General features: G+C 66.1%; 11 protein-coding genes and 3 pseudogenes. 8 read left to right on the top strand and 6 right to left on the bottom strand.

What is annotated here, in order from left to right:
- Positions 1–1,452: 1,452 nt before the first annotated feature.
- Entirely contained in the window at positions 1,453–2,631 is a 1,179-nt protein-coding gene (locus tag EHS43_RS12965; protein ID WP_125190899.1) for a helix-turn-helix transcriptional regulator, read from the top strand.
- 77 nt (positions 2,632–2,708) lie between these two features.
- A complete protein-coding gene (locus tag EHS43_RS12970) occupies positions 2,709–2,957 on the top strand; it encodes a hypothetical protein (RefSeq protein ID WP_125190901.1) in 249 nt (82 codons plus the stop codon).
- 227 nt (positions 2,958–3,184) lie between these two features.
- Here the strand turns inward: EHS43_RS12970 and EHS43_RS12975 are convergent, their stop codons facing one another.
- Complete coding sequence (locus EHS43_RS12975) at positions 3,185–3,412, bottom strand: hypothetical protein (RefSeq protein WP_260470512.1); 228 nt, start codon at positions 3,410–3,412, stop codon at positions 3,185–3,187.
- A gap of 326 nt (positions 3,413–3,738) precedes the next feature.
- Here EHS43_RS12975 and EHS43_RS12980 point away from each other — a divergent pair.
- Positions 3,739–4,299 (top strand): annotated as a pseudogene (locus EHS43_RS12980) (site-specific integrase); the annotation flags it as partial.
- Positions 4,300–4,399: 100 nt separating this feature from the next.
- On the opposite strand, the gene EHS43_RS12985 reads toward EHS43_RS12980, so the two are convergent.
- The 3 genes from EHS43_RS12985 to EHS43_RS13000 form a co-directional block, all read right to left on the bottom strand.
- Positions 4,400–4,738, bottom strand: coding sequence for a hypothetical protein (locus tag EHS43_RS12985; protein ID WP_125190903.1), 339 nt, complete (start codon positions 4,736–4,738; stop codon positions 4,400–4,402).
- Entirely contained in the window at positions 4,728–11,216 is a 6,489-nt protein-coding gene (locus EHS43_RS12995) for a polymorphic toxin-type HINT domain-containing protein (RefSeq protein ID WP_260470513.1), read from the bottom strand. Before EHS43_RS12995 ends, EHS43_RS12985 begins: the two co-directional genes overlap by 11 nt.
- A 509-nt stretch (positions 11,217–11,725) precedes the next feature.
- Complete coding sequence (locus EHS43_RS13000) at positions 11,726–15,427, bottom strand: LamG domain-containing protein (protein ID WP_125190905.1); 3,702 nt, start codon at positions 15,425–15,427, stop codon at positions 11,726–11,728.
- Between the two features lie 1,035 nt (positions 15,428–16,462).
- Here EHS43_RS13000 and EHS43_RS13010 point away from each other — a divergent pair.
- Entirely contained in the window at positions 16,463–16,984 is a 522-nt protein-coding gene (locus EHS43_RS13010) for a hypothetical protein (RefSeq protein WP_185806232.1), read from the top strand.
- 139 nt (positions 16,985–17,123) lie between these two features.
- Here the strand turns inward: EHS43_RS13010 and EHS43_RS48910 are convergent, their stop codons facing one another.
- Together EHS43_RS48910 and EHS43_RS48915 are read right to left on the bottom strand one after the other, a co-directional pair.
- The gene (locus EHS43_RS48910) at positions 17,124–17,222 is read right to left on the bottom strand and encodes a DUF6207 family protein (protein ID WP_369009044.1); all 99 of its coding nucleotides are present in this window, start codon (positions 17,220–17,222) and stop codon (positions 17,124–17,126) included.
- Between the two features lie 23 nt (positions 17,223–17,245).
- Positions 17,246–17,380: pseudogene (locus EHS43_RS48915) on the bottom strand (DUF6207 family protein); the annotation flags it as partial.
- 521 nt (positions 17,381–17,901) lie between these two features.
- Between EHS43_RS48915 and EHS43_RS13020 the strand changes: the two are divergent.
- The 4 genes and pseudogenes from EHS43_RS13020 to sigJ form a co-directional block, all read left to right on the top strand.
- Positions 17,902–18,054 (top strand): annotated as a pseudogene (locus EHS43_RS13020) (IS256 family transposase); the annotation flags it as partial.
- A gap of 234 nt (positions 18,055–18,288) precedes the next feature.
- Positions 18,289–19,356, top strand: coding sequence for an IS110 family transposase (locus EHS43_RS13025; RefSeq protein WP_125190910.1), 1,068 nt, complete (start codon positions 18,289–18,291; stop codon positions 19,354–19,356).
- A 281-nt stretch (positions 19,357–19,637) separates the two neighbouring features.
- Entirely contained in the window at positions 19,638–20,372 is a 735-nt protein-coding gene (locus EHS43_RS13030; RefSeq protein WP_125190912.1) for an SDR family oxidoreductase, read from the top strand.
- An 86-nt stretch (positions 20,373–20,458) separates the two neighbouring features.
- The gene (gene sigJ / locus EHS43_RS13035; RefSeq protein ID WP_125190914.1) at positions 20,459–21,427 is read left to right on the top strand and encodes an RNA polymerase sigma factor SigJ; all 969 of its coding nucleotides are present in this window, start codon (positions 20,459–20,461) and stop codon (positions 21,425–21,427) included.
- Positions 21,428–21,588 lie beyond the last annotated feature (161 nt).

Genomic DNA, 21,588 nt, shown 5'->3' on the forward strand with positions numbered 1-21,588 from the left:
CGGTTGCCACAGCGGCGCGCCCGGCTCACCGCAGTGGGGCGACCGGTGGACCCGGGCGTTAAAGCGTGCAGGTGTTCCATGCCCTCAGCCCACCCGCCGACCCCGACCACAGCAGCGACCACCAGCCCCGACCAACGGTCACGATCCGACAACACAGCCCCTCGAGCTGCCATGGTCGGGGCTGTGGTCGCAGCGACCACAGCCTCCGGCCCCGTGCGCAATCGCATCGGGACCCCGATTGCGCAGCGCCGGGCGGGCAGTTGCGCAACGCGGCTGCGCAACCGGCCCGGGATCGTGCGCAATCGGCTGGTGCCGTGCGGTTGCGCACTCCCCTGGCGGATCTCCGATCCGTCTGGTGCGCAGACCCGGGACGCTGCACCGCGCAAGCTCTGCCGCAGCCCTCGGCGGCGACCGTCTGCGCACCAGTGTGCAGGTCCGGCGGCCGTGCGGCAGGAAGGCCTCACCACGGTCGCCGACCGCAGGCCCTGTGGCGGGCAGAATGCGCCGGCTCCCACCCGCGGCCGACCCATGGTCGGGCCTATGGTCGGCCCGACCACGGGCCCGACCACGCACTTCGTATCCCCATCGTGACCGTGGTCGGGGGTTCGTGGTCGGCCCGACCACGCCCCCTCATCTGGACGCTGTGCGCGGTGCGCACCACCCGATTGCGCAGCGCCAGGCAGGCAGGCAGTTGTGCAACGAGGCTGCGCAACCCGCCGAGCAGCATGCGCAGTCAGGCAGCGCCGTGCAGCTGCACCCTCCCCTCCTGAATCCTGGAGCCCTCCGCCGCACAAGTGCGCACCCCGCACCGCGCAGACGCCGACCGTGACCCAGGCCGGGCAGGACTGCGCACCGGCTCAGAGAACCCAGAGACCACCCGGCCACCAGCCGCGCCACGGGCGGCCGCGGCGGCCCGTCGCCGCACCGTATGCGCCGCCCCCGGTAACCGCCCGAACCCTCACGACACACCCACAGTCCGGCCCGTGGGCGGCCCGACCACAACCCCGACCACGGACTCCATAACCCCAACACGACCACGGTCGGGCCTCCACAGCCGATGGTCGGGTCGGGGCCCGCGGGTTCCTCAAGGACATCGACCATGCCCCCCTGCCAGCAGGCCCCGGAAGGCGAGGCCGCTGCTCCGATGGCGGCAGACGCCCGGCTGGAGGCGATGCGGCGCCGCGTGCGTCTGTCCCGCCCTGTGGTCTGGACCCTCATCGCGGCCGGCCCCATCGCCCCTCGCCGTCACCGTCGCGTCCACCCCGACCACGGTCGAGGCGGCCACCCCGGCCACACCCACCGCGGTGCACACTGCGGCGGTCGCCGCCGACCCGGCCGGCTATACACAGCTGTTCGTCCACGCGTGGCTGCGCAGCCACGCGGACGACGCCGCCAGTGCCCAGGCCAGGCTTACGCAGTCGATACGACTCAGCGACGCCGTACTCTCGAATCATGAGCGCCAACTTCGGTGAACGGCTCCGCGAGATCCGCAAGCGTCGGGGACTGAGCCAGCGTGAGTTGTCCCAGAACTCAGGCGTCTCCCTCTCTCTTATCCGCAAGTTGGAGCAGGGAGAGCGGGAAGACACACGCTTGGAAACAGCCCGGCAACTCGCCAGTGCGCTCAAGGTACCCACCACGCGGCTGGTCGCGGAGCACGCCGAGGAACCTGCCGACGCTGCCACTGTGGAACGTTGGGCACCCGTTCACGCGGCCCTCGCGGCACCCGCGCAGCGTGATGATCTTGAGGAAGCACCCACCGTTACAGGAGTCCGAGACACCCTTCAGGCGGCTGTTCCCCTCTTCGCGCACGACCGCTTCGCAGAACTCGCCACTGCCCTGCCGTCCCTCCTGCGTGACGCGGAAACGCTCACAGCAATCGATCCGCGCGGTCGACCGCTTCGCGCCAGACTTCTCGAACTCACCGGTTGGCTGATGACTCAGACTCGGCAGTTCGACGCCGCAGAAATGGCCCTTGCCCGGGCCCTGGACGACGCCACCGACCGCATTCAAGGGGCCTCTACCGTCAACACGCAGTGTTGGCTTCTCCTTCGCAGAGGGAAGCTCGCCGACGCGCGCGAACTGGCCGCTCAGTGGGCCGATGACGTCGAACCGCGTATGTCCAGAGCCACGCCCGCCGAACTGAGCACCTGGGGTTGGCTGTTGCTGCGCCTATCCGCAGCGGCCGTCCGTGACAACCGCCCCGGTGAAGCCGAGGATGCACTACGTCTCGCGCATTCGGCCGCCGTCGCGCTAGGACGCGAGTGCACACCCGAAGGCGACTTTCTCCGCACCTTCGGCCCCATCACGGTGGCCTTGAAACGCACGGAGAATGCCATGGTGGCCGGACAGCCCGACAAGGTGCTCACACTTGCCTCGCACATCCCCGCGGACAGCCTCAAACCAAGCTCAAACAACCGAAATCGCCACCTGCTCGATGTGGCCAATGCTCACACGCAACAGCGGCAGTATGCGGAGGCCGTCGACATCTTCAACAAGATCCGCGCCGGTTCGCCTCAGTGGCTTCCCAACCAGCGGTACGCCCGCGACATCCTTGCCAGCATCGTGGGAAAACGCCGGACCTTGACGCCCGACATGAGGGCACTGGCAGACCTGGTGACTCTGCCCGTGTGACGCTCTGTGGCACTTCCCCTCACCTCTCCGTAAAAGTGCCATCGACGCACAGTCACGGCAGCCCATAGCGTCGAGGCATGGCTCCCACGGAAAGAGATCAGACGGCCATGCCGCCCAAGAGCCTCGCGGTCGGCTCGTTCGCCAAAGACCTCGAACGCAACAAGGACGGCCGCGTCATGGGCCACCTCGGGGCTGACCGCGTGCAACTCCGTCCGATAGGCGGAGGCACAGAGTGGGATGCCTTCAAGGTCAGGCCGCTGACGGAGAGCGAACAATCACGCCTGCCGCTGAAACCGAACGCCGCGGCAGGAAAGGTCGTCCTGTGAACGGGCGCTACGCAGACCGCTCAAGGCCACGCCTTTTCGACCCACTCGGGTTCGCTCTCAACCTGCTCTGGGCCGTCGGCACCACTGCCGGTTTCCTCTGCCTCGCAATGCTCGCCAGTGATCACGTCGACGGACCGCTCGCCCACGGTCCGGCACTGACCAACCCCGACGCAGCTCCCGCGACATAAAGCTCCCCGCGTAGCGGCCGACGGCTGCGGCTAACCGGTTCACAGCCGCTCTCCGCGGCTGCGCTGGTTGGCCTCGCGTGCTGCGATCCTCAGCTTCTCCGCGCCGTACTCGGGCGTGGCACTGCCGTACCGCGGGCAGAGACACGGCGACAACCGGTTCGAACCCGGCGGCAGGTCCGCGCCCTCGTAGGTGTCGATCCTCAACACCCCGTCCATGCCCCGCTCCTCGGTCATCCGGGCCAGACGGGCCCGTGCTTCGCTTCTCATCCCTCAGCCCTTCAGACGACGGCTGCGGCGAGGACTCGCCGTTGCCTGCTGCCTCTACGCAACCGCACAACCACGCTCAGCGGTACGGTTGCCGCAGCGCCAGGACTTGAAAGCCTTGAAAGTTCGCAAGGTCACGGGGAGTTGAGGGCATGGCCAAGCGTGAACCGAACGGGGCGCTCGGGTGCCTGCTCACCGAGAGCCGCTGGACTCACCGCCAGTTCCTGCGGGCGGTGAACCGCGTCGGTACCGAGACCGGAATCCCCCTGCGCTATGACGAGTCGGCGGTGAGTCACTGGCTCGGGGGCACCGTCCCTCGCGGCGCGGTGCGCGGATGCATCCTGGGCCTCCGATGGGAAGACCTCGACCTCACAACCGGAACGGCCAGCATCCGCCGCTCGCTCCAGCGCACCCGCACCGGCGGCCTCACGCATCTGCCCACCAAGACCCGGGCGTCTGAGCGCCGTATCGCGCTCCCGACCGAATGCCTCCACTCCCTCAAGGAGCACAAACAGCAGCAGGACAAGGAGCGCGGGACAGCAGGGTCAGCTTGGCAGGACAGCGGCCTCGTCTTCACCACCCCTACCGGCCGGCCTCTCGACCCGGCCAACCTCACCCGCCGCTTCCGCAGCTTCCTCGACCGGGCCGACCTTTGCCGCATCCGCTTCCACGACCTCAGGCACTCGACCGCCACCTTGCTCCTGGAGCAGGGAGTTGAGCTGGTCGTGATCAAGGAACTCCTCGGCCACGCCCACATCGGCGTCACCGCTGGCGTCTACGCCCACGTCCGACTCCGCCTCCAACGCCAGGCCATCGACACCCTCGGCAACACCCTCGGCTCAGCGGACGACGGCCCCGAAGACCCACCTGCCGCAGCCGTCGTCCGCTGACGTTGCCGTCAGCGTTGCCGTCAAAGACCAGGATGCCCCTTTCTCCACCAATCGGGAAAGGGGCATCCTGCCTCACTATTCGACAGCGCCTACGAGCGAGCTAGCTTTCGTCCAGGAACTGCAAGACTCCTTCAGGTCCGCCTGAATCGATAATCCCCTTGAAGGAATCCAGCATCGCAGCCAGACCCCCCTCCGGAATGATCACGAGATCGGGACACTGAAAATATGCCCCGCCGGAGCATTCTCCAGTCTCCTTCCATCGATCCATCACTTGCGCGATCGCGCGCAGCGTCATGAACGTGGCGCTCCACCGTGTCCCATCCGGGAGGGTGAGTTCCGCGTCTACATTCTCAACGGTTTCCTTGTCGTCCTCTGCACCCAACATGAAGAGTGCGCTGAACTGCTGGTTCTCTACGCGATAGAGAGGGTCACTGACCATAGAGCTGATTCAGCCTCGCAATCACCTTGGACTCGTTCGCTTTATCGGACTTCCCGACGACCTGAATCCCTCCGTCAACGTTCCGGAAGAACAGGCGACCGCCGTTCCTTCCTCGCGCGTAGGTGACATCCGTTCCGGCCAACGCCTTACTTCCGAGGCCCGGATTCATATTTCCGCGCGACAGCTGCTGAAACAGGCTGTCCAGATCGGCCTGAACCTTCTGATTCTTCCCTGCCTGCTGTGCGGCCTTCGTCAGCGCTGAATCCTCGCCAATGACAGAAGACATCGTTGTGAGGGGGCAGTTGGAATTGTGAACCAGTACCGGAGTGGCGCCCGCCAGCACATAGTACGTGTGCAACCCCTCGATCGTGAGGTTGTACGTCCTGGCGTGATGTGCGAAGGACCTGTTGCCTGTGACGATCGCGGTTCGGCGGTCATCGGTGAGGAGGGTCATGCCGGGTTTGAGCTGGTGGGCTTCGATCCAGCGCTGTTCCGACGGTGACCAGAAGGGGTGCTCGTAGGTCGCGGTGAGGTTTTCGATGCCCTGGTCGGCCGTGATGGACAGCTCGTTGAACTTCTTGTCGTTCTCGGTGCTGATGAGGCGCGTTACTTCGCCGGCTTTGGTTTCGCCGGTCTCAGGATCGGTGGCCCATACTTCATCGCCGACCTTGACGTCCTCGATGTCCTTGGTTGTGCCGTCCGCCATGAGGACGTCCGTACCAGCGAGGAAGCACTGGCAGTCTACGCTTTTCTTTCTCGGGGAGGGAAGTCGCCCAAGGCCAGCAGAACCGCTCGATAGTCCGCCCTCACTGATCCCTACGACCACATTTTCGGCGAAGAAGTTAAAGAAGAATTTTTTCTCCGACGGGCAGCCCGTTTTGTTGCAGGCGTCCAGCAAAGCTGTAGTTATGTCGAACTTGACAAGTGGTTCCTCCGGGTGGTCGAGGTGGAGGTCCATGCCGTAGTAAGACAGTTTGTTCAGTCGCGCGTAGAAGAGCTTGGCGAATTCTGCTGTTCCGTGCCACTCGGCAGGAATGTGGACGCCCGGGAGCAGAGTGATGTACCCGTCTCCGTTCACGTCCGTGTTCGTCGGGCCCTCATCCGCCCACGTGACCTCGGTGTCTCTGTCCTTAGCGTTGGTGTTGTCGTTGCCGGGGTTGGTGACACCGTCACCGTTGGAGTCGTTCTTGGGGCACGGAACGTCGAAACCCTTGCCGCACGTGATGAACATGCCGCTGGGGTCCGTATGTGTGACCGGGTTCTGCATGCCGTAGCTGTAGCCGTTCAGCGTCTGGTGCAGGTCCAGTTGGAGCAGGGGGTCGACGCTGATGAACTGACCCGTGGTGGGGTCGTACTCGCGCGCTCCGATGTGCGTCAGTCCGGTGCCGGCGTCGGCGCTCATGCCGAGGAAGCCCTTATCGTCGGGCCATACTCCGGTCGTCGCACCGCGGCCCATACCGAAGGGCGTGCTGTAGCGCTTGGTGAGAGCCTGGTTGGCGTCGCTGGTGACGGAGACGGTGCTGGTGCCGTGCTGGTCACCGGCGAGGAAGCTCAGCTTCTCGGTACCGGATTCGTTGGTGCGCAGGGCGATGGTGGCGCCTGCCGCCTGGTAGTAGCGGTTGGCCCATTTCTTGGCGGTGGTGAGGTGGACTTCGGTGTTGCCGAGGTAGAGGACGGTCTCACCGCTGGAGGCATTGTCGCGTCGGATGAGCAACTCGCCGTCGGCGTCGTAGAGATAGTTCGTGGAGGTGGCCGACGCGTCGTCGGTCAGGCGGCTGAGTCTGCCTTCTTCGTTCCAGGCCAGGGTTTGGGCAGTGATGGCGCCGGCGTTCTTGACGCGTGTCGTCGTGTTGCCGGTGTCGTCGTGGCTGTACTGCTTGGCGACGCCGGCGCAGGAACCCGTGGTCGTGGTGGCGGCCAGCGCGTGCGTACGTGCGGAGTCGTAGCAGTACGTGCTGGTGACTGGGGTAGCTGTGTTCTTCTTCTCGGTCTTGCGTTGACCGGAAGCGGTGTAGGTGTAGCTGGTCCAGTAGGGAGCAGGACCGCCGAGATTCGTCGTGGTGCGGCCAGAGGTAGCGCAGTCGGCTGTTTTGGGAGTCCAGGCTTCGCTGAGACGGCCATATGTGTCGTAGGTGAAGCACTGGGTGTCGGAGCCGGTTCCGATGTTGGCGCTGTCGGAGATGCCCGTGACGTTGCCGGCCAGATCGTAGGTGTAGTTGAGGTCCTGGACGGCGCCTCGGGTCTGGTCGTCGGCTGAGGCTTTCAGCAGGCGACGCGTGCCCTTCTCGTAGGTGTTGGTGAGGAAGACGCGCTTGACGCCCTCGATGTCGGAGGTTCCCAGCTGGAGTTGGCCGACCTGACCGAGCGCCGTGTAGTCGGCGGCCAGCAGATAGCTGGATTTGCCCGACAGCCCGGTTTGCAGGCCGGCGCTGTTGTAGACGTTGGTGAGCGATTCGGAGGGGAGACCAGCCGCGGCGGGCTCTTTGAAGCTTGAGACCGAGCCGTCCAGGTAGTAATTCGTCTCGGAGGTGACCGGATTGAGCACCGCCCCGGAGGTCACCAGAGGGTCGTCGGTCGGCAGGGTGAGGCTGGTGGCAGTGGGCCGGTAGCGGTTGTCGTAGGCCGTGACTTCTTTTTTATACGACTTGCCGTTGTCGTATCGGATGGACGCGGTGGGCTGCCCCTTGAGGACGGTGTCGTAGGTCCATTCGGACAGCCTGTTGGCTTCGGCTCGGCTGGTGTGCCACAGGCCGGTCTTGCGGCCGAGTTCGTCATAGGAGTAGAGGAGCGTGCGGTCCTCGTCGTCCTTGGTGGTGTCGACCTGGTCCAGTTCCGTGTATGCGGTGGTCGTCGTGCCCTTGTCCGGGTCTACGGTCTTCACCGTGCGGCCGAACAAGTCGTAGGTGTAGGACCAGGTTGCGTTGTCGGGCCCAGTGACGATGCCGGGCTTGCCGTCTCGGGTCGGGGTGTGGCGGACGCTTGTGTAGGTCGTGCCGGAAGTGGAGCCGTAGGCGGTGTCGTTGGGCTGCGTGCCCGCGTAGGTGCGGGTTTCGGTGGTACGTCCGAGGGCGTCGGTGATGGTCCGGGTGGCGTTGCCGCCGGTGGCGGCGGAGGTGGCGGTCGAGTCACCGGTGTACGTCGTGGTGGTCTCCCACTTCTTCACGCCGTCGACGAGGAAGGTCGCCGTGGTGGGCCGGGCGGCGCCGTCGAACTGGGTCTCGGTCTGGGCTCCGCCTCCGTTCGGCGCTTGTGCGTAGGTGCCGCTGGGGCTGTTGGCGCTGTCGTAGATGTCGGCGTAGGTCTCGAAGGCCAGGCCTCGGCTGTTGTAGCGGGTGTCGGTCAGAACGCGTCCGCCGAGGGCCGATGGTGACTGGACCTGCAGGGCACGCAGTTGCGAGTCGAAGAGGGTGAATGTGGTGTCGTACGTGGTGCCGTTCGCTTTGAGTGTGGCCACCGACGACCAGGGCGCCTTGTTCCGGGCGATGCTGTAGCCGAACTTGGCGCTGGGGGTGTCTGCGGTCTTGGAACGGCCGGGCAGCCAGGTCGCGGTGAGGCGGCCGAGGGCGTCGTAGCTGTGCTCGGTGCGCTTGAGGTTGGCGTCCTGGGTGTAGTTGACCGTGCCGCGGGACGGGTTGTAGCTGGTGCTCGACTGGTGGGCCTGGCCGTTGGAGGCGAGTTTGGGCGCGGTGACGACCTGGGTGGCCAGCGGGCCTGCGGCTGCCGGGTAGTAGGCGGTCGTGGTGGTGCGGCCCTTGGCGTCCGTGGTGGTGAGAGGGCGGCCCAGTTTTGCGGCAGCGGTGTCGTAGGTCGTGGTGGTGACGGTCTGCCAGCCGGTGGCGGCCGGAGGGTTGCGGTCGCTGGTGCCAGATGCGGCCGGGTAGGCCTTGGCTCGTCCCGTCCAGGTCGGCAGGCCCAGCGTGGGTACCTGGCCGGCCGTCCAGCCGGTGGCGCCGGCGGTGTCGTAGACGACGGCGGCGTCGGACAGGACGTCACCGCGGCTGTCGGCGTTGGTGGGCAGACTGAGAGCGTCGTCCGTCTTCGCGCAGGACTTGGCAACAGTACGGGTGCGTGAGACCAGGTCGGTCAGGCCCTTGGTGTCGTTGCGGGCGTACCAGGTACGGGTGCAGGTCTCGTCATCCGAGGCGGAACGGTCGCCCTCGTCCTCGACCGTCGTTGTCATGCCGTACTTGGTGTCATAGGTGTACGCAATGCCGGTGGAACGCCACTTCTTTGCTGTCGTCAGATAGGTGTGGTTATAGGTGCGAGCCGTTCTGACGAAGTGCGCGGTGATGTCGGCGTACGACTTCTTCTGGCTGGCCGTCTGATGGGCCCAGAAGTCGTTGACGGTGCTGGTGATCGCGGTGGCGCCGTTGTACGAGATCTCTTGGCGCAGCTGTCCGGAGTAGCGGTCGTCGTCGGTCACATCGGCGATGTCGAGGTCATCTGTCGTCACCGCGGGGTCGTTGCTCAGGTCGATGCCTTTGACCGTGGCGGAACGGGTCGTGCCGTTCGTGCGTTTGTCGCCGTTCATCCCCTGCATGAACAGCTTCACGTTCTTCGAGCGGGTGGTACCAGGGTCACCGGTGTAGGAGGTGACCTTCTGGTATCCCCGCCAGACCGACCAGGTGCGTTCCTTGTTCTTGGTGAACGGGTCGTCGTTGTAGTGCCAGGCGGGGCCGGAGTAGTCGTAGGAGAGCTGGGTGCCCGGGTTGCCGGCGGCGGGGTCGTTGGTGGTGATGGAGGTGACCCGGTACTTGTGGAACCAGTCCAGCTGGGTGTCGCCGCCGTTGATCGCCCAGTAGACCGGGTAGCAGGAGAGACTGTTGTCGTCTTCCGCTGCCGGCATGTTGCTGCCGCGTACGCACTCGGGTTCCGAGAAGGTCACGGAGGTGATCGCGCCGGTCTCGGTCGTGATCGTGCCGATACGGGGGCGAGTCAGGGGCAGGATGTTGCCACCACCCGGTTGGGTGCCTCCGGCCACCCGGTTGGGCCGCTGCTGGTAGATGAACTCGATCGGCGGGGTCGATACGGCGGCTCCGTCTTTGCCGGTGCGGGTCAGCGAGATGAGACTGAGGGACTGGTCGGAGCTGTTGTCGATGTCAGCCCCGTCGAAGAACTCCTGGCCCAGAGCGTAGGAGTCGACCGGCATGAACGCGTCCGGCTCTGCCGCCCGGGACCAGAAGTAGGTGTCGATGCCGGTCAGGCGCTTGCGGGTGAAGAACGTCGGTCCGGTGGCCTGGCAGTCGGTTTCGCTCGCTGCGCAGATAGTGTCGAATGGAACGTCCGGCCAGTCGTCGGCGGTGTCGACGGTCAGTGAGGAGCAACTGGTGGCGAAGCAGCGCTCTTGGTAGGAGAAGGCGACCTTGTCCGAGGCCGGTGCCGTGAACAGTGTGTCGGCACGCTGACCGTAGCGGATCTCGTCGAGGTATCCGCCGCGCGTGTAGGGCTTCGGTGCCGCTTTGTCGCCGTTCTGGGCGTAGTGGTTGTCCTCCGCGGTGTACCAGTACGTGGAGGCGTTGCCGTGCACGTCCTGGACCAGGTCCAGGTTCCAGCGCCATGCCTGGACTGAGGAACGGGCCTTGAACTCGCTGCCCTTGTCGTAACCCGGCTCTCCGCTGTCGTCACCGAAGACGGGGACCGTCCACGCCGACTTCGTCCGCTCGGTACCAGCGCCAGGCAGCTTGTTGAGGCCGAAGGTGTACGTGGTTCCGTTGCTGGTGGTCAGCTGCCAGTACTCGCCGTCCTCGTCGTTGTTGTCCGCGCCTTTGCGCCGGACCACCTTCGAGGCGTCGTCGTTTTTGAGATGCCACTCGTCTTTGGTGTCGGTGTCGTCCTTGACGAGTTCGGTGGCCTGGCCGTTCAGCACGAGCGAGGCATTGTCGTACTTCCAGCACAGGTCGCTCTTGTCGGTCTGGCCGTCGTCTCCGCACGAGCCGTAGGTGCGCTCGATGTACGAGGAGGTGATGTCGAAGCCCTCACCGATCAGGCTTCCCTGGTTGTTGGTGTTCGCGGTCCGTCCGTCGGTGCGGCCGGAATCGTAGGACAACGCCAGGGACGGAGAAGGCCCCGCAGCTGCTGGCGGGGTGGTGATCGGGTACGACCACGTGAACGAGCCGGAGGAGTTACCTGCCTGCCAGGTCGAGGACGCCGCCAGCGGACTCGCCTTGAAGTCCCCCGCTCCCGTGGCGGATTCGGCTGCCGTCGTCGCCATGAGGGCCACGACGGTGGGCGCGTTCTGCGAAGTGCCGGAGATCGGAAGGCGGGCCGTGAGGGTCTCGGCCTTCACGTTGTTGGCGGAGGCCAGTTCCTCGTCGGGGGTACGGCAGTCCTTCTTGCTGGGCGTGGTCAGTGCGCAGTCCGGCAGGGTGACCAAGCCTATTCGTGAGGACCAGTTCCCGCCGACGGCAGAGGCGAAGGAGCTGTAGTCGACGGTGACCTGAGCGTCCCCGGCTTTTTGCGCCTCGACCGTGAACAGCACGCCGGTCACTCCGGCCCGGCGGGCCGCCCGCTGATCCAGAACGACTACCTCGGCGTCACCTCCGGCACTCGCACGTCCCGATGAGCCGGCAGCTTTGACAGACCCTACCGTCACGACGGCGCCCTTTTTCCCGGCGCCGGACAGGGACTGCTCGGTCGTGGAAGGCTTGGGCCAGGTGCTGCGGCGCTCAGCACGCGCCGAGTCGAACAGGCGCTGGTTGGCCTTCCGTTGCCGCGCCACCATGCTGCGAGCCGCTGCGGCCTTGGGCGAGGTTACCTCCACTACCCGGGTGGGCTTGACCTGGGGTACATCCGGGCGCCCCGGCAACTCGGCAGCCACAGCGAGTGGGGTGAGAGGGGCAGGCACTGACATGACGGCGGCGAGCAGCACGGTCAGTGCCGTGCGCCGGCCACGAAAGCGGAGACGGAACAGAGCAGAGGACACAGCAAGCACTCCATGGGAAAGGGACGGCCGGTGCGTGTGGTGGGAGCAAGACGGTGAACGCAGGATCAGAAACCGACGACGGTCTCCACCTGGTCGACGTCCTTCACCGCGCCCGCCCACAGGCGGATATCGGTGATCCGGCCGGACAAGTAGTGACTCCAGGCACTGTTCGTCCAGCCCTTGCCCGCAGCGAACTCACCGCTGCCGACCGAGGCCGTGTAGGCCTGAGGGGGACTTTGGGCATCGCTGCCGACGTAGAGAGTGATGCTGCGCGTCTGCGCGTCGTAGGCCCCCACGAGAGCCACCTCGGAGTTCAGGACGGCATCTTCCTTGCTGGACACGGACGTACCGGAGCCGTCCGCCGTCAGGCGCCCGAAGTGCCAGCGAGCCCTCGGCTCCGGTTTGGTGACCGGATTTCCCTCGTCGTCGTAGACCGGGTTGCCCTCGTCATCGAGCACCGGTTCGGGGACCGTTTCGGTCTTCTCCACCCAAAGGCTCCAGGACGAGCCGTTCGCCGTCCGCTGTCCGAGCACCTGAGCCCGGTAGCCATCGGGTTTGCTGAGCAGATCCTTCGTCGAGACGGCCACCTTCGTCGCCGCGGTGAACGAGCCGGTATCGGCCACGACAGGACGGGAGAGGGTTGCCGCGCCGGTGCCGTCGAGGACGAGTGCCTCACCGTCCAGCGAAGCGCCGCCGGACAGGCTGAGTGGGTTTCCGTACTCACTCAGGTCCGGCAAGGAAGCGCCCTGGGCGCCGTCAGGTTTATAGCGCGCCACCAGTTCCATGAGGGCCTTGTTGTCGACGTCCTTGAGTCCCGCCTCCTTCGCCAGCTGGGCCTCGTTCTTGACCTCCTGCCATACCTTCACCTCATCGATGTCGCCGGTGAAGTACTCGCCGAAGGTGCCCTTCGACTTCACTCGGCCGATCTGGAGGGCGCCGTCTGCCGACCATCCGCCTGTGGTGAGGGCGTCACTGCCCTGCTTGATGCCGTTGACGTACAGCGTGAGGGACTTCCCGCCGGCATTCGTGTCCACAACGGCGGCCAGGTGGGTCCACACCTTGGTCTGCGGTGCTTCCAGAGAGTCGACGCGCTGGTTGTCCAGCGCCGTGGTGGAGGTGTCGGCGTCCGCCAGGCGCAAGCACCAACGATCGGTGCCGGCGCAGTATCCGAGGAAGAAGGGGCTGCTGTTTACACCGTTCTGGCCCAGGACTGTCTGCGTGGTCCCTGTGGCCGCGAGTCGGACCCATGCGGCCACGGTGTACGGCGCCTGGGTCTCCAGCAGTTTCCCGGGCGTGGCGGCGTAGCCCTGGCCGCCCAGGTTCAGCGCCTTGTCCTCGCCTGTTGCCCCCTTCTCCGTGACGACGCCGCGACGGCCTGTGTTCACTCTTGTGCCTGCGCTGATCGTCGCGTTGTCGCGGTAGGCCGCCGAGGATGCGGAGACGTCCACGGCGTCGCCGGACACCTCGTTGAAGGTCCACCAGCCGATAGGGCCGTCGCTCTCGCCGACCAGGAAACGGACGGCGTTCTCACCGCCGGGCCGACCGGCCGCGTCCCGCGCCTGAACGGTCAAGGTGACGGTGCCGGAGTCGACCGGGATGATCGGCTCAGTGAGCGTCGGCCCGTTCTTCCAGGCGCGCCACGTGCTGTCTGTGGACAGCTTGTACCGGTAGGCGGCGTTGACGTCTCCGTCCGTCGGCCCGAACGTGACGTTACCCGCGACATTCGGCTTGCCTGCAACGGTGCAAGAACCCGGCAGACACGGACTGTAGACGGAATCGAATGTGATGCTCGGGGGCTTGGGTGCCGTGCTGTCCACCGTGAAGTAGCAGTAGCCCGTCCAGCCGCTGCTCAGTTTCGAGGCACCTTTGTTGTAGTAGGTGCTGGTCGCGGCTCGGTAGCGGTACTGCTTCTTGTCCGCCAGCGTGGCGTCCCAGATCTTGTTCTGGACGACTCCGTCCCGGGTGTAGCCGGTGGGCGGGCTCTCCGAGCCGGAGCTCGGCTCCTTGGCATCGGACCAGGTCCCGTCGGTGTTCTGCACGTCCACGTCGAAGTACACCCGCAGCGACTGGTCGGCCTCCCCACCCGATGCCGTCTGCGCGGTGGCCGTGAGGTTCGGTGTCGGGTCCGTCCACATCGTGGGCGCCGATTCCTTCGAGCAGATCTCAGCCGTTCCGGTGTCCAGCCCGTACGCGGTCGGGGTGGCCGGTTTGCCGACGTAAGTGACCTGGATCGTCGCGTCGTCGTCGAACCGCTTCCACGCGATCGGGTCCGACTCGTCCTTCGCCATCAGCATCAGGGTGAGCGTGGAGAACTTGCCGTCCGCGAACGCCTTGACCGTCGGGGTGAGGTTCTCGTCCGGCTCCTCGTCCGTGTTGTCCGCGAAGATGATCGGCGCGCGCGGTTGTGCTGGCGTGCAATTCCCGCCGCGGCCTGCGGACACATGCCGGTCGCTCATCTGGTCCCAGGAGCCGTCGGACTTCGGTCCACGAGGGCCCGGCCACTTGGAGGAGGAGGAGATGCCGTTGGTTCGTTCCAGGTCCACCCAGCGCGGGTCGCACGAAAACGACCACGTTTCCGTGATCTCGAACTGCGCGGACAGGACGTGCTTGCCCTTCAACTTGCCCGGCGCGAACTCGAAGTACATGCGGTTGGTGTAGGCGCTGCCGGTGGTGCACGAGTAGAGGTAACCGCCGATCACCGCTGAACCGCAGCGGCCCACGCTCATCCCATTGTCGCCACCGGAGAAGTTGTAGAACACGTCGCCATCGGAGGACAGAACAGTGCGCTCGGACTCGCCAAGCTCAACGGAAGGGTCAATGTAGAGAGGGAGTTCGGCCGCGGTGGTACCGGCAATCAAACCGGTGTCCGGGGTGACGACCACCGAGGAAGCAGTGACATCGATATCCATGACCGCTGCTTCGTCCCCCATGCCGGGACCGGTCAACGGATCACCTTCATCGATCGGACCGGCGGGCCGTTCTTCCTCGGCGGACGAAGCCTGAATCGGCGTCACGGATGCGGTCTGCGGGCTGATTCCCGTTTCCTTCGCGGCGGCCACGTTGGCGCCAGCGGAGTTCCACATGCGTGCCGATGGCGAGCGGAACACGACCTGGCCATTGCCATCCGTCGCTTCCATACTGCCAGCTGCGCCCTCACGGACATTCAGCCCGTTGGCGGCCATCGAGTACTCGAGCGAGGCCAGCTCAGGCCCTTTCGCTGCCTCCAGTGTCTCGACCTCCAGAACCTGCCTAAAGCCCTCCACCGTGGCCGTCAGGATCAGGTTCACATCCGGAAGCACGTTCTCGTAAACGGCCCGCTGTCCCTCCAGCCGGGGCTCGGGCAGCCGGCCTGGCCACCCCAGACTGACCGACTGTCCGTCTTCGCCGATTGTCACGAGGCCTTCGCCGTCACCACCGGCGGAGAAGGACAGGCCGACCGCAGCAGCCTTGGGTCCTACGGACCCATCTGCACGTTTGACCAACGTCGCGTCTGGCTCCGCCCATCCACCCCCGGGTTTTTCCACCCGCACCGGAACGATCGACTTGTCCAACGTGAACGTTTCACCATCGGGATTGGCGAAGACCGTTTCCCGCTCGGTCCGTTCACCGAGCACCTCGACCGGCTCACCGGACTCCTTCGCGTCCAACTGTGCCTGCTCGGTCTCCGACAGGACGCTGCGCTCGACCGCTGCAGCCGACGGGGCGGCAAGGGGTGACGCCAGGCCGGGGGTTGTCACCAGCACGGCGAGCGCCGTCAGCCAGATCATCCTGGAACGTTTCCGTCTGACGGCATGCGGCCGCCACAGTCCCCCGTTGCCCATTCCCCACCCCTTGTTCACACGCTTCACACAGGTGGGCAAATCAGATGCCACGAACTGGTAAGTGTCAAGTAAATAGGGGTTGCTGAAAACCCATCATCGAACCGCCTGGCGGGATCCGCCGATCATTCATGTAATGGGACAAAAATGCGCTCTACCTACGGGCACCATGCCCGCCGTCAAGACCGAGAAGGGCACATTTTGAGTCGTAGTTCAGCACGTTTTCGTGCATGAGCAGGCCACGGCCCTTCATGCGCTGTGAAATCTGCCGGGGCGGGAGTACAGCACTCACGAAGTGCTCGGCGAGCCGAGCACGGACGGGAGCAGCACTTCGAGCGGGCTGGCCGCTGGCCAGCGTGGGGCGTGCCCCTTGTCGGGGGCCGCGTGCGGGTAAGGGCCGGGTCCCTTTCGAGTCCCTCGCCGGGCGGGTGCGCGCGGGGCCCGTTGGCCCCGAGGCGGGTGGGCCCCGGCACCATCCTTTCGGTGTGGGGCCATGCGTGTTGCCAGCGCCGGCCGTGATTTCGGCCCTCGGGGGTCAGGTACGCCGGCGCGGCACACGCGTCCGGTGCACGAGCGGGATGCCGAGGCGGACGGCCACTGTTTTTCCCAAGGCGGAGATGACGTGGCCGGGGGTGGCGTCACGCAGCGAGATCACCCCGTACCGTACTGGACCCACTCGCCCCGCTTCGACGTGCTGGTGTTGACGTACTGGCCGAACCGGGTTGCGGCGGCCTTCGGTTCAGGGGCCAGGTGGGGGCGGTCCTCCCGCAGTTCCAGGCGTTACCGTTACGGTTGACCGCGATACAGATGGCCCTTCCCTCGTCGCCGGAGTGCCGCGCCCGCGTACGTGTGCACCCCGCCCCTGCGGCCCCTTGGGGCGCTTGCTCGCGCCGTAGCCAGGACCGTTCATGCCCAGGATCATGTCCATGGCAGGATGTGGTGCTGCCTGGCTCCCGGCGCCGGGCCATTCCTTGGGGGAAAGCCTTGAACGCATTCCGGCATGCCCGTACCGCGGTAGCCACAGCGGCCATACTGCTCGCCACAGCCTGCCAGGAGAGCACGGAACCGGCTGCCGCACCGCAGTCGCACTCCGCGGCCTCCGCCACCGCCGGACTCACGTCCTCGCCGTCCCCGGCAGCAAAGACCCGGGACGAGGTGATCAGCGATTTCCGCTACGCCACCAAGTCCTTCGACCTGGGGTTGACCGTGGTCAAAGACCCCATGAACCGTGAATGCGTGGCGCATTCCACCGCCTTCTCCCGGACCAAGCCCGGCGAGAAGGACCTGCTGCGCGTAGTCAGCCGCCTCAAGGAGCGCGGATGGCGCCTGCGCGGCGAGGTGGATGCCGACGGCGCCACCTTCCTGGAGTCGGGCGGCTGGGAGGCCATCACAGGTGTCGGCCCCCTTCCGGGCGGGACGGCAGATCAGCACTCCTCGGCCGCCGGCGCCCTCGCGCTGAGCGCCACGTCGACCTGCACCAAGCCGCCGAGTCCCTCCCCGCGTTAAGCCCCGGCGACATGATCTTGCAGATCAGCGGTCCACCGGGGCTTGCCACTTACGATCCGTACCCCGCCTTCCAGCAGCAGGTGGTGGCGCACACACATCCCGGCACCCGAGACGAGCTGTCACGGGCCACCGACGGCCCCTATGAACCAAGCGGCTGGCGTAGGTCCAGGTAGCAGCGCAGCCGTACACCTGGCTGGCCCCGGTATGCGTCACTTGGTCTGCGGTCGCTGTCGCCCACTGTGAGGCTAGAGCATCCTGGAGGGCGAGTGCGGTGGCAGCATCGGCAGTCTCGATGTCGATGACTGCCAGCCCGGGCTCTTGCACGTGCACTTCGTTGATCGGATTCATGAAAGGCACTACGAGGCCGCAGACAGGGTTCCGCGGATGCCGCAGCATCACCCGACCGGGTAGCGGCAGCCCCTGCTCCGTTGCCGTGCCAGGAGACCGGTGTGCTGCAGTTCACCTACCCGGACGGCATTAACAGGGGAACAGCAAAGGGCAGTTCGCCGTTCTTGTGTACGTGGCTGCGGAGGGGACAGTGTCCCCGGGCCTCACTCTCCGCCCATGGGGACGATCGTTCGGCTGAAGCCCCATGGAGCATCTCGCCGAGAGGCGACCGCCCTCCGCAGGCCACCATGCACGGCCCCGGCTGGTCTTCCCCGTCCAGCCGGGGCTTTCTCCTTCCCGGTCCCCCATCCGCATCGCGGCGGCTACCGGGCGAGCGTCACGGTGATCGGCTCTTCGGGACAGCGGCTCAGCATCGCGGTGAGCGCGGCGTGCTCGGCGAGGTCGACGGCCAGCCGGTAGCGGGTTTTGTCGGCCACCCAGTCGGTGGCGTACCGGCAGGCATAGCGGGAGTGTAAATCTAACGGCGGATCCGACGATCATGGGAGTGACGTCAAGTGACTGATACCGCCGTGGAGTTGGAGACAGTGGAGCCTGTGGAGAGTGCCGAGTCCGGCCAGCCCGTGCCCGTGTCCGACGAGCAACTGGTCGCGATGCTGGTGGAGCGGGCGCGGTCGGAGGGGCTGCAGCTGACCGGGCAGGGTGGGCTGCTGCAGCAGCTGACAGTGATGATGTAGCCCGCGGCACCGCTTGGAGGTCTGACCCGGCAGCTGACCGGCACTTGGGTTGTCCTTGCTTGGAATTGTCGATCTTCCAAGTGGTGTCGCTGCGCGCGGCCGGTCGAGCGTCTGTGACTTCATAGGAGCCCGGCCAAAGGTCCCATCACTGTCTTGTCCGTCTGCCCGACCGGCGCGCGTGTCGCCTCTCACGTGTCGTACGGAAGGACAGCAGGCACCGGCATGGCAGCGGATGAGATAGCCGTCATCGGCGGGATCGACACCCACACCGACACTCACCAGGCCGCAGTCATCGACACGGTCGGCCGTCACCTCGCGACGGAGCCGTTCTCCACCAGCCCTGCCGGCTACCAGCAGTTGCTGGACTGGCTGCGCTCGCACGGTGAGGTCCTGGCCGTCGGCGTCGAGGGGACTGGCGCCTACGGAGCCGAGCTGGCCCGGTTCCTGTCCTCGAATGGCATCACCGTCGTGGAGGTCGACCGACCGGACCGCAAGGCTCGAAGAGACAACGGCAAGTCCGACCCTGTCGACGCCTACGCCGCAGCAACGGCCGTGCTCTCGGGCCGCGCGAAGGGGACGCCGAAGTCCCGCAACGGCATCGCCGAGGCCATCCGCGCCCTGCGGGTGGCCCGCAGCTCGGCCATCAAGGCCCGCACCCAGACCATCAACCAGATCCGCACCTTGATCGTCACCGCCCCTGCTGAAGTGCGCGAGCAGTTCCGGGGATTGCCCACGGCGGAGCTAATCGACCACTTGGCCCGCTCCCGCCCCGCCGGCGATCTGGCGGACCCGGCCTGCGCCGTCAGGACAGCTCTGCGACGTCTCGCCCGCCGTCACCGCGCGCTCAGCGAGGAGATTGCTGCTGCGGACGCTGAGCTGAAGCCTCTGGTGACGAGGGCAGCACCGCAGCTGGTCGCCCTGCCGGGTGTCGGCCCCGAGAGCGCCGGACAGCTCCTGATCACGGCTGGTGACAACCCCGAGCGGCTGAGGTCCGAAGCGTCCTTCGCACACCTGTGCGCGGCCGCACCCATTCCAGCCTCCTCCGGCCGTACGAAGCGGTACCGGCTTAACCGTGGTGGTGATCGCCAAGCCAACCGGGCCTTGCACACGATCGTGATCGTCCGCATGCGACACGATCGCCGGACGCAGGAGTACGTGGCCCGTCGCACCGCCGAAGGCATGTCGAAGAAGGACATCATCCGCTGTCTGAAACGGTTCGTCGCCCGCGAGGTCTACAAGCACCTCCCCCATCCGGACATCACAGCCGCGCAGCTCCAGCAGGCCGCTTGACAATCTATAGGAGCTTCAGTGACGCTGCCCCGCGTCGGAGCGTGAGCTGATCAGCAGGTCCTGCTCTTCGTGGTACCGCAATGAGCGCGGAGTCACGCCCGTGCCATCCGGGAAATCTTTCCAGGGCCCCCAGGACCAGTACGCGGACATTTACGCGGACATCACTCACCTCTGCGACCCGGATCACAAGCAGCAGGACGGCATCGCGACCTCACACTTCTCCCGGCTGCGTCGTCATGCTGGTGAGGGCAGCGACAGGTGCCCCGGAACGGAGTAGGGAAATGAAGGTCTTCATCGCCGGTGGACGCGGCCGCGTGGGGTCTCGTCTCGCTGACAACCTTGAAGCCAAGGGCATCGAGGTGGTCTCGGGCGGACTCGAGGACGGGATCGACATGATCTCGGGCGAGGGACTTGCTGAGGCTCTCGTCGGTGTCGACACCATCGTGAACGTACTCAACACCCCTCGCTTCGACGCGGAGGGGGCAATCTCGTTCTTCGAAGAAACGACCAACAACCTGACCGAGGAAGGCCTGCGGGCAGGCGTGCGTCACCACATCGTGCTCTCCATCGTCGGGGTCGGGGAAGGCGATGCATCCACGATCGGGTACTACCTCGGCAAGGTGGCCCAGGAGAAGGCCGTACGATCCGGCTCGATACCCGCCACCATCATTCGAGCCACCCAGTTCCAGAGCTACATTCCTGTTCTGGCCGACCAGCACACCATGGACGGAAAGGTGATCGCTCCGAGGTCCTTCATCCAGCCTGTCGAGCTGGACGAGGTCGTCGAGCTGCTCGCCGAGGCCGTCACGACGCTGGAGCCGGGAAGCGTCGTCGAGATCGCCGGACCCGACCGCTTCTCCCTCGACGACCTCTTCCGCGCCACGCTGGCCGACCGCGGGGACGACCGTGAGGTGGTGACCGTGGACGGAGAAGGCGCTCCCGATGCCATGGTTCCGCGTGGCGCGTACCGCACCGGCACCGTGCGGTACCCGATCGCGGGGATCCCCACCGCCTGAACCACGCTGCCAGCACCGTGAGGGCACGCGCCGCCGGCAAGAAGGCCGGTCAGGCGAGTCGCGCTCCGCATCGGAAAGGGTGCCCCATGTCGGAAGACCATCCAGCCGAAAACGCAGAGTTCGCAGAAGCCGAGCATGACCATGCGACGGCTCTGGATTCGGTCATGGCGGACCGACGTCGTCTGCTGTCGCTGGCCTTCCGCATGACGGGCACCCTGGCCGATGCCGAAGACGTGGTGCAGGAGACGTATGTGAGGTGGTACCGCCTCACGCCCGAGGAACGCGACGGCATAAACGTGCCGGCGGCATGGCTGACCCGGGTCGCGAGCCGCATCTCACTCGACCTGCTGCGCTCCGCGCGGGCACGACGAGAGACCTACGTCGGCCAATGGCTGCCGGAGCCGGTTCCGGCCGATCTCTTCGCCGACACCGCGCAGGCGACACCGGGTCCCCGCCATCCCGCCGCTGATCCGCTCGACCGTGTCACCCTCGATGACGCCGTGAGCATGGCGTTGCTGACTGTCCTGGAGGCCATGACCCCGGCAGAGCGAGTGGCGTTCGTGCTGCACGATGTCTTCGGCGTCCCCTTCGACGAGATCGCCGGTGTTGTCGGTCGTTCGCCGGCGGCGACAAGGCAATTGGCAACGTCCGCACGCCGCCATGTCCGAGGCGGACGACGCGCACCGATCTCCCCCCGCGAGCATGATGAGACCGTTCGGGCCTTTCTTGACGCGACTGTGGGAGGGGACATCGAGGCGCTGCTCCGCGTACTGGCTCCGGACGTCGAACTCCGCGCGGACGGCGGCGGCTTCGTCAACGCCGCACCCCGGGTCATCAGCGGGTCGGACCATGTGTCCCGGTGGCTCATGGGGGTGATGCGCAAGCAGCCCGCCCTCCGGCTCGAACGACGCGACACGGCCGACGGTCTCGGATACGTTCTTCGCAACGAGGGGCGGCTGTACGGGGTCATCACCTTCGGCGTCAGCGACGGATACATCACGCATGTGTGGCTGATGCTGAATCCGATGAAACTGACCAGCTGGTCACTCGCATGACCCGGAACTCCGGACCTACCGCCGCCAGCCGGGACCGCGAGCCCGGCAAGCGTGAGGGTCCGCCGACGTCTCGTTCAGAGAAGTCACGAGACCACAACTGATCGCTCCTAACCCAGATTGTTCGGGGCATGGCAGACCTGCGCAGCGCGCCCCGAGCCCTC

It is taken from the genome of Streptomyces sp. RP5T, from assembly GCF_003933965.1.
In the GTDB taxonomy this organism is placed as follows: Bacteria; Actinomycetota; Actinomycetes; order Streptomycetales; family Streptomycetaceae; genus Streptomyces.